The organism is Algoriphagus sp. AK58 (assembly GCF_014324365.1).
Classification (GTDB): domain Bacteria; phylum Bacteroidota; class Bacteroidia; order Cytophagales; family Cyclobacteriaceae; genus Algoriphagus.
Genome location: NZ_QEIG01000010.1, coordinates 49,550 through 62,379 on the forward strand (window position 1 = coordinate 49,550; position 12,830 = coordinate 62,379).

13 protein-coding genes are annotated in these 12,830 nt (G+C 43.3%); 5 read left to right on the forward strand and 8 right to left on the reverse strand.

What is annotated here, in order from left to right:
* Positions 1-144 precede the first annotated feature (144 nt).
* The 3 genes from gcvT to DDT91_RS11055 all read left to right on the forward strand — a co-directional run bounded on the left by gcvT (position 145) and on the right by DDT91_RS11055 (position 3,612).
* Positions 145-1,239, forward strand: coding sequence for a glycine cleavage system aminomethyltransferase GcvT (gene gcvT / locus DDT91_RS11045; protein ID WP_187176244.1), 1,095 nt, complete (start codon positions 145-147; stop codon positions 1,237-1,239).
* Complete coding sequence (locus DDT91_RS11050) at positions 1,239-1,946, forward strand: 2-phosphosulfolactate phosphatase (RefSeq protein ID WP_187176245.1); 708 nt, start codon at positions 1,239-1,241, stop codon at positions 1,944-1,946. Before gcvT ends, DDT91_RS11050 begins: the two co-directional genes overlap by 1 nt.
* 109 nt (positions 1,947-2,055) lie before the next feature.
* Positions 2,056-3,612 carry a M81 family metallopeptidase gene (locus DDT91_RS11055; protein WP_187176246.1) on the forward strand — a complete coding sequence of 519 codons (1,557 nt, stop codon included), beginning with the start codon at positions 2,056-2,058 and terminating at the stop codon, positions 3,610-3,612.
* A gap of 248 nt (positions 3,613-3,860) precedes the next feature.
* Here DDT91_RS11055 and DDT91_RS11060 read toward each other — a convergent pair whose 3' ends face one another.
* From DDT91_RS11060 to DDT91_RS11075, 4 genes are all read right to left on the reverse strand, one after another.
* Positions 3,861-4,199, reverse strand: a complete 339-nt coding sequence (locus tag DDT91_RS11060; protein ID WP_187176247.1) for a nucleotide pyrophosphohydrolase — start codon at positions 4,197-4,199, stop codon at positions 3,861-3,863.
* Between the two features lie 159 nt (positions 4,200-4,358).
* Positions 4,359-4,928: a DUF4136 domain-containing protein gene (locus DDT91_RS11065; protein WP_187176248.1), complete on the reverse strand. Its 570-nt coding sequence runs from the start codon at positions 4,926-4,928 to the stop codon at positions 4,359-4,361.
* A gap of 71 nt (positions 4,929-4,999) precedes the next feature.
* On the reverse strand, positions 5,000-5,596 hold the full coding sequence (locus tag DDT91_RS11070; RefSeq protein ID WP_187176249.1) for an OmpW family outer membrane protein: 597 nt from the start codon (positions 5,594-5,596) through the stop codon (positions 5,000-5,002).
* Positions 5,597-5,608: 12 nt separating this feature from the next.
* Complete coding sequence (locus DDT91_RS11075) at positions 5,609-6,229, reverse strand: DUF4136 domain-containing protein (protein ID WP_187176250.1); 621 nt, start codon at positions 6,227-6,229, stop codon at positions 5,609-5,611.
* A 264-nt stretch (positions 6,230-6,493) separates the two neighbouring features.
* Here DDT91_RS11075 and DDT91_RS11080 point away from each other — a divergent pair, with 264 nt between their 5' ends.
* On the forward strand, positions 6,494-6,871 hold the full coding sequence (locus tag DDT91_RS11080; protein WP_255502085.1) for an iron chaperone: 378 nt from the start codon (positions 6,494-6,496) through the stop codon (positions 6,869-6,871).
* On the opposite strand, the gene DDT91_RS11085 is transcribed toward DDT91_RS11080, so the two are convergent.
* Together DDT91_RS11085 and DDT91_RS11090 are read right to left on the reverse strand one after the other, a co-directional pair.
* Positions 6,868-8,136 carry an aminotransferase class V-fold PLP-dependent enzyme gene (locus DDT91_RS11085; protein WP_187176251.1) on the reverse strand — a complete coding sequence of 423 codons (1,269 nt, stop codon included), beginning with the start codon at positions 8,134-8,136 and terminating at the stop codon, positions 6,868-6,870. The two genes, DDT91_RS11080 and DDT91_RS11085, sit on opposite strands and share 4 nt — an antisense overlap.
* Positions 8,137-8,215: 79 nt before the next feature.
* Positions 8,216-9,691 (reverse strand): ATP-binding cassette domain-containing protein, encoded by a 1,476-nt coding sequence (locus DDT91_RS11090; RefSeq protein ID WP_187176252.1) that lies wholly within the window; start codon positions 9,689-9,691, stop codon positions 8,216-8,218.
* A 381-nt stretch (positions 9,692-10,072) separates the two neighbouring features.
* Between DDT91_RS11090 and DDT91_RS11095 the strand changes: the two genes are divergently transcribed.
* The gene (locus tag DDT91_RS11095) at positions 10,073-10,831 is read left to right on the forward strand and encodes a DUF3575 domain-containing protein (protein ID WP_187176253.1); all 759 of its coding nucleotides are present in this window, start codon (positions 10,073-10,075) and stop codon (positions 10,829-10,831) included.
* Positions 10,832-10,936: 105 nt separating this feature from the next.
* Here the strand turns inward: DDT91_RS11095 and DDT91_RS11100 are convergent, their stop codons facing one another.
* Positions 10,937-11,314: a hypothetical protein gene (locus tag DDT91_RS11100; protein ID WP_187176254.1), complete on the reverse strand. Its 378-nt coding sequence runs from the start codon at positions 11,312-11,314 to the stop codon at positions 10,937-10,939.
* Positions 11,311-12,717, reverse strand: a complete 1,407-nt coding sequence (gene rlmD / locus DDT91_RS11105; protein ID WP_187176255.1) for a 23S rRNA (uracil(1939)-C(5))-methyltransferase RlmD — start codon at positions 12,715-12,717, stop codon at positions 11,311-11,313. The genes DDT91_RS11100 and rlmD overlap by 4 nt, the downstream gene beginning before the upstream one ends.
* Positions 12,718-12,830: the final 113 nt, after the last annotated feature.

The following is a 12,830-nucleotide window of genomic DNA, read 5'->3' on the forward strand; positions in this document are numbered from 1 at the left end:
TTCCATTCCATTTTACAAACTCTATCAGAAAGCAGCCCCAAAAGGCTGCTTTTTTGTTGTAATACATTAGATAAAATCAGTTTTCACAGCGCCTAAATCGCCCCCAATCCTTACCTTTGCCCACGTTAAAAAAACGACCCAAATATGGATACTACAGTCAAATACATTCCCTTAAATGACCTTCATATTGCCCTTGGTGGCAAAATGGTTCCTTTCGCAGGTTTCAATATGCCCGTTCGTTACAGTTCGGACAATGAGGAGCATCTCTGCGTGCGAAATGGAGTAGGAGTGTTTGACGTGTCCCACATGGGTGAATTTTTTGTAGAAGGTCCACATGCCTTGGAACTGATCCAAAAAGTGACCTCCAATGACGCGTCCAAATTAGTGGTAGGTCAGGCGCAATATTCCTGCTTTCCCAATGAGACAGGGGGCATCGTGGATGACCTGATCGTGTATAAGTTTTCTGACGAAAAGTACATGCTCGTTGTCAATGCTTCCAACATCGACAAAGACTGGGCTTGGGTAAATAAATTCAATACCATGGCGGCTAAGTTGACCAATGCTTCCGATGAGTATTGTTTGTTTGCTGTGCAAGGTCCAAAGGCAATTGAAGCGGTGCAGTCCCTTACCTCAGTGAATCTTTCAGAAGTGAAATTCTATCATTTCACCGTTGGTGATTTTGCAGGCGTACAGGATGTGATCATCTCCGGTACAGGCTATACCGGTGCGGGTGGATTTGAGATTTATGTGAAAAATGCAGATGCTGAGCACGTATGGAAGGCCATTTTTGAAGCCGGGAAAGACTTTGACATCAAGCCTATTGGATTGGGCGCCAGAGATACCTTGAGATTGGAAATGGGCTATTGCTTGTATGGCAATGACATCACAGACACCACTTCTCCGATCGAAGCGGGTTTGGGTTGGATTACCAAATTCACCAAGGACTTTACCAATTCCGAAGCGATCAAAAAGCACAAAGAAGAAGGCGTTTCCCGAAAATTGGTTGGATTCATCATGCAGGAGCGAGGCATTCCGAGAGGCCATTATCCAATTGTGGATGCAGCCGGCGAGGTCATCGGTGAGGTGACTTCCGGTACGCAATCTCCAAGCATGGGCGTGGGAATCGGTTTGGGATATGTGAAAACCGAATTCAGCAAGCCCGGAACCGAGATTTTCATCCAAATCCGTAACAAAAACCTGAAAGCTCAAGTCGAAAAACTTCCGCTTTTGAAAGCCTAATGAATTCCATCGAAGTCTGCTTCAGTCCCGAACTAATTCATCTCCATGAAGTAGAAGGCAAAATTGTGGTTGTGGTCGATATTTTTCGGGCCACATCCACAATGGTTGCCGCCTTGGCAAGTGGAGTCACAGAGATCCTTCCTTTTGCAGATTTGGAGGCTTGTCGCGCCATGCAGGCGGAGGGCTTCTTGATCGGTGGTGAAAGAAACGGGTTGACCGCGCCAGGATTCGAAATGGGAAACTCACCCGTTGCTTACCTTTCTGGAGGATACGAAGGCAGGAGGTTAGCTATGACTACAACCAACGGGACCCAAGCCATCGAAAAATCCAAAGGAGCAGCGGAGATTCTCATCGGAGCTTTTCCCAACCTTCAGGCAACAGTCTCTTACATCCAAGCACAGAGATTGGACGTTTTGGTTCACTGTGCGGGATGGAAAGGACGATTTAATCTGGAAGATTCACTTTATGCTGGCGCTTTGGTCAAATCCTTAGAATCCACACATCAAGCAGATGAAGACGGTGCTTTGGCAATGAAGTCACTTTTTGAGCGGGAAGGACATCAGTTGAAAAGTTACCTTTCCAAGGCTTCTCATGCCAAACGACTTCAAAATCACGGAATCGAATCAGATATCGATTTTTGTCTGACCTTGGATTTGTACCAAGAAGTGATAAAAGTGGATGATCGGGGTTACTTGGTTCGGATTTGATATCAACAGTAATTTTTCAATTCCTATTCATTTTCCCTTAGCCAGACTTTGAAAATGAATTTTGGCCTCCGCCATTTTTTCCCGTATTTCAACAGGAAATCCCTCTTTCATGAAAAATCTATACGTTTTCGCTCTTCTTTTCTTAGCTCTTTTCTCCTGTTCTGAAAAAGAAAAACCACTTCCCCGTATCGCGATTGCAGGAATTGCGATCGAGTCGAGTACTTTTTCACCGGCTGTGACCGAGGAAGCAGCATTCAAATCTAGAGTGGGAGAGGAGGTATTTACCTATTATCCATTTATGGAAAAAGATTCCTCTACCCTTGCCCGCGCACAGTGGTTTCCGACCCTTCGAGGCCATGCGATTCCCGGAGGGATAGTGAGCAAGGAGGCGTATGAATCACTATTGGGTAAAACGCTGGACATGCTCAAGCAAAACCTGCCTTACGATGGTCTGTTTCTCGACATCCACGGCGCGATGAGTGTGGTCGGTTTGGATGATCCTGAGGGAGATATGATTGCTCGAATTCGGGAAGTGGTCGGTCCTGAGACGATCATTTCCACGTCCATGGATTTGCATGGGAACGTATCAGAGCGGCTGGCAGGACATTCTGACCTGATTACCTGCTATCGAATGGCTCCTCATGAAGATGCGATCGAATCCAAAAAGCGGGCTTTGGTCAATCTTTTGGATCGAATCGAAAGTGGAAAAGGCAAGCCGAAATACAAGGCTTGGATTCCTGTGCCGATTTTGCTTCCCGGTGAAAAGACCAGTACCCGTATCGAACCGGGAAAGGGACTGTATGCTAAAGTGGATCCGGAAACCAAAAAAGAAGGTGTGATCGATGCAGCGATCTGGATTGGCTATGCCTGGGCTGACGAACCCCGAAATCATGCCGTGGTGATGGTCACAGGAGATGATGAAAAGCAGGTGAAAGAGAGTGCCGAATACCTCGCAAAAAGCTTCTGGGATGTCAGAAATCAATTTGAATTTGTAGCCCCTGTGGCCTATTTGGATGAAAGCGTGGAAATGGCGCTGAAAAGCGGGAAGAGGCCTTTTGTGATCTCGGACATGGGTGACAATCCTACTGCCGGTGGTGCGGGTGACGTGACTTGGACGCTGACCGAACTTCTGAAAAGGCCTGAATTCAAATCCGAAACAGGCCCTGAGTTGATTTATGCTTCGATCCCTGGACCGGATTTGGTAGCGAAAGCAAAAACTGCGGGAATCGGAAATAGGGTAGAAGGTCTCGCCGGTGCAATGGTGGATAACCGTTTTGCTCCTCCTGTGCTGCTGAAAGGAAAAGTCTTGGCTATCAAAGAAGGAGACCAAGATGCCAAGACGGAGGTAGTCGTGCAAGTGGGTTCGCTGAAGATCATCGTGACCGAAAAGCGGAAACCTTACCATTACGTGAAGGATTTTACCGAACTGGGACTTGATCCTGCTAAAACAGATGTCTTGGTGGTGAAGATCGGTTACTTGGTGCCCGAACTTTATGACCTCCGTGGAGATTGGATTATGGCCTTGACCCCGGGAGGAGTAGATCAGGATTTGGAAAGACTGGGCTATAAGCGGATCAAGCGACCGATGTTTCCCTTGGATAAAGATATGCCCGAACCTGATTTAAGTATGCGATGGATACCGAGTTCAAGTGATTTTAAAGATTGAAAAATGAAAGCCTGAGATCACACGTTTCTAGGCTTTTTTTTCTGATCTATTTGGAGTATTTCCCGCAGAAAAAGTCATAGATTTTCACAGATTTTTATTTTCTGAAATATGTTGTGTTTGTTTCATTTATCAGAATTCTGATGCTTGGTTCAAACCTTCGAGGTTTTGAAAACCTAAAAGGTTTCTTCCAAAATCCAACACTTTCGGTGAGCTTGTCGAATCATCGGTCATCGGACATTTGACTTCGGTCATCTTAGCTTCTCATTATTCTTATGCCGATCCAGATCCCGGATGTTCTTTTTCTCAAAGTTTTTTTCCAAAGCTTTGGTCAAATCAACTCCGGTTTGATTGGCCAGGCAAATCAACACCCACAGTACATCGGCCATTTCATCTCCGAGGTCTTTCCCTTTGTCTGATTCTTTGAAGGACTGTTCTCCGTAGGTTCGCGACATTATTCGGGCTAGTTCACCGACCTCCTCCATGAGAATGGTCATATTGGTGAGTTCGTTGAAATAACGTACGCCAACGGTTTTGATCCATTGATCCACGAGTTCTTGGGCTTGTGATAGTGTAATTTCCTTTTTCATTTCTTTAGTCTTGCAAAAGTTGAAAGTAGAAAATGTGTAGGGAAACAAAAATTATACAGACTTCCCCATTTTGAGAAAAGTTTGAATAGAGTGAAATCGGACTGAGAATAAACTAATCTAACATGGGCTAAAATCTTCAGCTATTTATTTTTTAAACGATCATTTATGTTTTACGGGTAGCTTCATGAATATAAAGCTGACTGCCTTTTTCAAGTCTTCTTCAAGATTGGTTTCAAAACCAAGTTCCTCTTCTGCCCATCCTTTCCAAATTAATTTTCCTGTTTTGGGTTCGTACATTTCTATAGTCAGAATTCCCTCTTGGTAATTTTGCTGGGTGATTTGGCCTCCTGAGACCGGTACTGCTCCTCCGACATAGTATCCTGGTCCACCAAAGCCTATTCCAACGCTGACAGTAGGGGATTGGTTGTAGGAAACTCTGTTTTCTATTTGTGTGTCAAATTGAAATACTGCATCCGGATTTTCCACGTCCAATACGAAACCTTTTTTCAGCAGTTCTTCATTGGCCAGATCTAGAATGTAGCGCGCATAAAGTTTTTGACCCTGTTTATTTTCATCCACGAAGTGATCCAAATTTACCCAGGCATAGGTTTTATATTGTTTTAAATCCACTCCTTTGGGCTTATATGAATACGTATGGATCATGGTCGAACAGGAGCATGAGATCCAGGTAATAAATGCTACAGAAATCGAAAGGATAATATTTTTCATATTAGGTAGAGGAATAAAAAAACAGAGGATGATCAGTGATCAACCTCTGTTCAATTTATAGTTTAATTCAATTAATTGCCCATAAACACATACCCAATGTTAATGGATAAGTAGGATTGTGTGGCATCAAAATCACCTGAAGCCAAACCCATATTGTATTTGAGAGCAAGGTTAAGACCAGCGTACCTGTTAACAGAGTACATAAATCCGACCTGAGGGGTAAAGGCAAAACTCCAAGCATCTTGAGTAAACCTATAAATTCCAAAGTCTGTGGCTCTTTCAGTATAAATGGTTCCCACTCCCAACCCAAGGTAGGGATTCAAATCTTCTCCAGGTTTTAAGAAATAATCAGCAGCAACCATGAGAGGAAGGCTATTTACATAGCGATACTGCTTTCCTGAAAGAGATCTATTGTCAATGGTGTAGGTGTCGTAAGGTTTCTCTTCGTAGAAAACATTCCATCCGGTGTAAAACCCAACTCCTAAATTAGGTTGAACCATTTTACGATAGTCTAAGGTAAACCCTCTGCCACTGAAATTGGAGGTATAGTCTCCCAGATCACCGGTGGCCAATCCCATGGAATAGGAAACAGTGGTATAGCTTTGGGCAAAAGAATTACCTATGAAAGCCATCACCAGAAATGCGGATATAATCAATAACTTTTTCATCTCAGAGAAGAATTAATTGGTTTTCAAATAAGGGGATTGAGTAAATGCTTGATCGATGGCTCTCGTCACACGGGATACGTCACCCGCACCTGATGCCAGACCATTTCCCACCATCAACCAGGCTATTTCCGATTTGCCAACCGCATTATTTACATTAGGATCACTCATAGTAATAATTACAGTTCCGGTAGTATAGGCAGAAACCGAATAATACGGTGGATAATACCACCCCCATCCTGGATACCATCCTCCGTACCACCAGTCATACCAATAACTGTAAAATACAGTTGTATTTTTAGTAGCAGCAGGGGTGACCACTACGTTTGGCTTTTGGCTGAGGGTTACTTTTGTCCACCCATAGTTGGAAAGGTTGGTTTCGATAGATTGAAGAATGGGTTTTGCAAAAGAATCCTTCATGTACACCCAAGTGGTGTCCCCATTGTCGATTTTTACATCGATGACAATTTTATCCGGTAAGGAATAGGTCTGTCTGGAATTAAAATCAAATTCGACATCATGCTGGGTAAAAACTACATCCGTGTCCTCATAATAATCCATTCCATCGGGATAACAACCCCACAAAGTCAGGCCTGCTGCTACACCCAACAGTAACCTAGAAAATAAGATTTTCATTGTTGATAAGTTTTGTTTTAAATAATGGTTTTTGGTTTTTGTCCGGGGTAAAAGTATGAAGTGAGTAGGTCCAATTGCCTGACTAAAATCATATCAATGGTCAGAATGCATTTGAACAACTTTTCTATTCTTATTAAATATTTGTTTCAACCAATTGATAATCAGATGATAAAATCCAAATTTTTGACTTTTGGGTTTTAGACGATATCGTTGATTGTTGTTTGTTTTTAAATACCTTTCTCACCTAATTCGGAAAACGAGACGATGATGAATGCCAAGCCAGAAACCGTAGAAGAGTATTTAAGTTGGTTTTCAGGACCGCAAAGAGAGCAACTTGAATTAATTAGAAAGGTATTGAGAGAAGCTATACCAGATGCAAAAGAGGTAATCAGCTACCATATGCCGGCCTTCAAAACTACCGAGGTCTTGGTCTACTATGCTGCCGCAAAAAGTCATTTGGGCTATTATCCAACTAACTCAGGCGTAGAGGAATTCAAAAAAGAATTGGCCGAGTATGTGACCTCCAAAGGTGCGATCCAGTTTCCATACGATCGGGAATTACCTCTCGATCTGATCGCTCAGATTGCTCAGTTTAGGGCCGAGGAGGCGAAGTTTAGAGCCACATTGAAAAAGAAGCGCTAAGCCAATATTCGACCTAACTCTTTCAAAAAAGCATCCAATTCCGCCTTGGAGTTATATACGTGTGTGGATACCCTGACGGCATTTACCTTTCCTTCATGAACCAAACGGATTCGGAAGCCAGCCTTTCCCAATTCAGCTCCGCAGGCATTGAAGTCCATGTTTTTTGTTCTAAATGAGACAATTGAAATACGTGATTCCTCCTCCAATGGCGTCAGGATTTCTATTTTTGAACCAAGTTTAACAAGCCCATCAAAAAGATATTGATTGAGTTCCTTTACTCTTGATTGTACTTGTTGCTTCCCGATTTGGTTGTGAAAGTCAGCGGCAGCTACCATACCGACTGCAAGGGATTTACTTTGGGTTCCATAGTCAAACCGGCGGGCTGATGGGACATATCCCTTGAATTCAGGAGGGTTTGCCGTCATATCCCAACCGATGTCTGAGTGTCCTCCGATCATGACAGCTTTAAGCTTTTCTAAAGATTCTTCTCTTATGAAGAGAAAAGCCGTGCCGCTCGGCCCAAGCATCCACTTATGAAAGCACCCCGCATAGAAATCACAGCCCAAGTCATAGAGATCCAGATCAAAGGTTCCTGCACCATGCGCTCCATCGATTGCGGTCAAAATCCCCTTTTTCCTGGCTATTTCACAGATTTCTTTGATGGGAAAAACCAAGCCTGTGGTGCAGGTGACATGGGGAATGGCTATCACCTTGGTTCGTGGATTAATTAGTTTTTGAATTTCAGTCAGGTTTTCTGCTTGAGTGGATTTGGGTTCAAAGGTTCGAAGTACGATGCCATCCAATTTAGCCCGGTTGAGCCAAGGAAGGGCATTTCCTGCATGTTCGTGCGTGGTCAGAATCACTTCATCCCCGGACTTCATAGGCACACCCCAAGCCATGATGTTGATTCCTTCCGTGGTGTTGTGGGTGATGGAAAACTCGGTAGGTTTAATTCGAAAAAATTCAGCCAGTTTTACCCGTTCCTGATCGGAATTGCCATATTCTCCCGAGGTATTAATCTGCAGATTGCTCGCTTCCATGGCTTGGAGAACAGAAAAAGGAGCAGGGCCAAAGGTGCCATTATTCAGATAGACCCGATCTGTGGTCAGGGGAAATTGACTCCTCAGTTCAGTCCAAAAATCTTCTCCCTGAAGGTCGGAGGATGGAAAAGTAGAGATGGACCTTGAAGGAAAATCAAAGCCGGAAATTGCCGGTAGGGCCATTCCCAAACCAAGCTGCTGAATAAAGGATCTTCTACTGTTCATAGTTGCGAGTCGATTTTAGAAAAATAAGAAAGCAAATTTTTAATACTATCCCGCTTGTCAAAATTAAAGCCTGGGTGACTCAACTTAGATTAAAAATCTTATCCACTTTCTCCGGAATATCCTCCTGATAGTGACTTACATAGATGAGTGTAATCGGGGTGAGCTCGAGGATTTTCTGAACCGTTTCCCGAAAAATCACCCGCTGTCGTTCATCCATTCCTTGAGAGGCTTCGTCCAAAATCAACAACTTGGGTGCTTTGATCAGGGCTCTTGCAAGCAAGGTCCAGCGCTGTTGCTCCAAAGGAACCCGTTGTATGGGTTGGTTGGCAAAAGTCTCCAATTGAAAAAGCTGAAGCCATTGATCAGCTTTTGACTCTTGTTCAGCAGTGGTTTTTTTGAACAAACCCATGGTATCAAAAAAACCGGAAAGAATCACTTTTCGCACGGTTTGATTGATTGGGAAAAAGCGAACCAGTTCAGGTGCTACAAATCCAATGGGTCGTTTTACATCCCAAATGCTTTCCCCTGTTCCTCGCTTCCGATTAAAAAGCCAGAAATTCTGGGAATAGGCTTGGGGATTTTCTCCAATCAAGAGGCTGATTAAAGTCGATTTTCCGGAGCCGTTTTTTCCTTTCAGTTGCCACCGTTCACCTGCATTTACCTGCCAGTTGAGGCGGTCAAGAATTGTCCTTTCCCCATATCGGATGCTCACATTATCGAGGCGAATTACCTCATTTTCTGCTTCAGGAAATCCCGTTAAAAGCTCTTTGAGAGGTTCAATTTTCCAAGGTAAATCCGTGAATTGACTTTTGTTCAAAGTGTAATTTTCCCTATCCCAAACCTGAATTTTTCCTTCGGATTTTAGCATTCCTATGTGGGTTATTCCCTCTGGAATTTCAGCCAAAGAGGTGGTAATGAGGACATGAATTCCTTCCGAAATAATAGCCTCAAGAAAGTCTCCAAAGGCCGCCCTACTTTCCTGATCGAGGCCTGTCATGGGCTGATCCATGAGGTAGATTTTGGGCTGTCTAAGCAGTCCCAAAGCCAAGGCCAAACGTCTTGTTTCCCCATTGGAAAGTTTCAAAATCGATGAATCCAAAAGGGGAGTTAGTCGAAGCAAACCGGCTACTTTTTCGAGTGTCCAAGGTCCAGAAATAGTCGTGGAATTTTCCTCAAGATATTCCCTGACAGTGGCTGCCTCATCTGCTTCTGAACTATTGAAACGTTGCTGAAAATAGAAGTTTTGGAGGTTGGATTTATTGCGGAATCGGTACTGTTGAGAGACATAAGCGATCAGATCCCGAAAGCTATGAACGCTCCCTTCCTCTGTTTTTTGGGAGATGTAGTCGGTTGCAAAAGGCCTTAAAACTCTTCCTTTGGGTAAGTGAGTACTGCCTCTCAAGGTTTCCAAAAAAGCGGTTAATTCCCGACCTGAATCACCTGTTATAGCCCACTGTTGACCTTCTTTCCAATTGAAGTTAAGCTGGTCAAATGTGGCTTTTCCCAAGTAATTAACTTGGGCATTTTCGATTTCGAGAAGAGTCTTTGATTCCAAGTGTATGGGGATTGTGGTATTGGTCTAAAATACCTTTTTTGTCTATAGAATGAAAAATGCCCCCAAAAAGAAAACCGATCTCAACGTCAGTGCACCCCGGAAAAAAGTGGGACTGGTTATTGAATTTTGCTTCATTAAGACCACCATAAGACACTGAAATCCTCATTACTCCATGCAGGGTGAATTCTTTCCACAATGGGGATTAAGATATTTTTTGACCAGATATGCTAAATCGGAAACTGTTTAAATAAATGAAGTCAAATTGATGAGAATCTGATTTTTATCATCTAAATGAATGATAGGAGTTGTTTTGTTCTCGGTAATAATGGTTGAAATTCATATTGAAAACCCTCAGACATAATGGGTCTTTCATCTAACCTTATGAAAACGTATCTGATTTCATTGTTATTTACTATGCTGATGACAGGCATCGCCTTTGCCCAGGATAGTGCATTGGTAGCCCAAAGGAAAAATACGATCAAGCTTGATTTGACCGGTAATTTGATTTATTCGAATAGTTTCAATCTTTCCTATGAACGACTGGTAAAACAAAACCAAAGTTTTGTTTTCACGGCAGGCATTCAGGAGTTTCCTTCAATTATCAATCTTGGAGAAAACGTAGAAGGTAAGCGGGAGGATGCCAGGAGTGGGTTTAAGTTTGGAGGAGAGTACCGATTTTATCTAAAGAAGGAAAACAAATTTGCTACACCCAGAGGATTGTATGTAGGTCCCTATATAACCGCGCTGGGATTTAAATCAGACCGGAAAATTATTTATTCAGGAACGGATGTTCCTGAGGAGGCAAACCTAAAATCCAGGCTGAATATTTTGAGTGTAGGAGCCCAGCTAGGATACCAGTTTATATTTAATGATAGATGGAGCCTTGATTTGGTATTAATTGGTCCGTCCTATTCCAGATATAATTTCAAAACTCAGCTCAGTGGTGATTTTGAGTTTGATGCAGACAATGTTGAAAATGAAATTCTCAGGGCTTTGATTGAAAAATTTCCTATGCTGGATGATGTCCTCGACGAGCAAGAATTGGAATCTTCAGGGGATTTGGATACTTGGGCTTTAGGGTACAAATACCAGGTTTTGGTTGGATATAGGTTTGGAAAGTATAAAAAGCTGAAAAAGTAAGTACTCAAATTATCTTTTTAGATACTTGAATTATTATATATTATACAATTGATTGTCAGTAAAAAATAAGGCTTTATCTCAAGTGTAGATAAAGCCTTATTTTTGTCAATCATTTGGATATGGGATGTACACAAAACTGGTAAATGCCCCATCCATAACGAAGAGACAGCAGAACTCGTCCGGATCTTTGTAGGCCTTTTTAAACTCTTCAAAAGCCTCCTCAGCGATCAGTTTGCGCTGTACAAATTCATCCACGTAAGTGATGAAATAATTCCAGTCGAGATTCTTTTCCGCCTTGCCGATAAAGATCTTTCCGATGGGCTGCATGTCTTTCGAAATCGGGAAAATCGGATAGTCCGAGAATCCCCTGGAGCGTACCTGATAAGAGGCCTCTTTGAGCACATCACAGATCTTGACAAAGTCACTCGTGATCGTGCCAAGATACTTGCCGCTGAGTTCTGGATCGTTGAAATCTGAGATCATGAATTGAGAGTTAATCGTACGACATTTTCGACATGGTAGGTTTGTGGAAACATGTCCACAGGCTGGACTTTTTCCACTCGGTATTTTTCTCCCAAAAGTGCCAAATCTCTTGCTTGTGTGGCAGGGTTGCAGGATACGTAGACGATGGTCGGAGCCTCAAGTCTCAGTAGCATTTGAACCACTTTTTCATCCATGCCTGCTCGAGGTGGATCGGTGATGATCACGTCCGGTTTAGCATGATTGGCAATGAACTCATCGTTCAAAATATCCTTCATGTCTCCTGCATAGAAAAGCGTGTTTTCGATACCGTTGATTTGGGAGTTGAGTTTGGCATCTTCGATGGCTGCCTGGACGTATTCTACCCCGATTACCTGCTTAGCTTGCTTGGCTACAAAGTTGGCAATTGTGCCTGTGCCGGTGTAGAGGTCATAGACCACTTCATCGCCTTTCAACTGGGCAAAATCCCGAGCCACTTTGTAGAGTTCATAAGCCTGTTCGGAGTTGGTTTGATAGAAAGACTTTGGACCGATGCGGAACTTCAATCCTTCCATTTCTTCCTCGATGTAAGCAAGTCCTGCAAAAGTGATTAACTCCAAGTCATGGAAGGTTTCGTTTCCCTTGGTGTTGATGACGTAAAGTAAGGAGGTGATTTCGGGAAAACGACCTTTCAAAAACTCCAATACGAGCTTAATTGACTCAGGGTCATTTTCTCCGAACTGAACAATCACCATGGTTTGGTTGGTGCTGGTGGTTCGGATGATCAGGTTACGAAGCAGGCCAACCTGATTTCGGATATCGTAAAAGCTGAGGTTATTGCTTCGGGCTAATTCCCGAAGTGCATTTCGCACCTCATTGGAAATTCCGCCTTGCAGGTAGCAATGCTCGATGTCGATGATTTTGTCAAACATCTTGGGAATATGGAATCCCAAAGCATTTCGCTCAAACTCCTGACCGGAGTTGATTTCTTCCCGGGTCAACCAGCGGGAATTGGAAAAGGTAAAGTCGAGCTTGTTGCGGTAGTATTGGGTTTTTTCAGAGCCCAAGATTGGAGCTACTTCAGGAATAGGGACTTTGGCGATCCGCTGAAACTGATCCAACACTTGCTGTCGCTTGTAGGTTTTCTGCAGGTCATAGTTGATGTGCTGCCATTTGCAGCCTCCGCAGGTGCCAAAATGGGAGCAAAAAGGCTCGATCCGGTCTTTGGAGTATTCATGGAATCGGATGGCTTCGCCCTCCATAAAGGAGCTTTTCCCTTTGGTAATCCGCACATCCACCACATCTCCCGGTGCTACATTGGAGACAAACACCACCTTGCCTTCATGATGTCCGACGCATTTCCCTTCGGAGGCGATGCGCTCAATCAGCAGGTTGGTGATGACCTTGTTTTTCATTTTTCTCGACATGGGCGCAAAATTAGGGAAAATGGGGCAGAAGACCTTTGAGGTTTTTAAAACCTCGAAGGTCTTTACTCCATTGAATTTTCCATTCCTTCTTAATCTTTATCTTTACCCCCAAA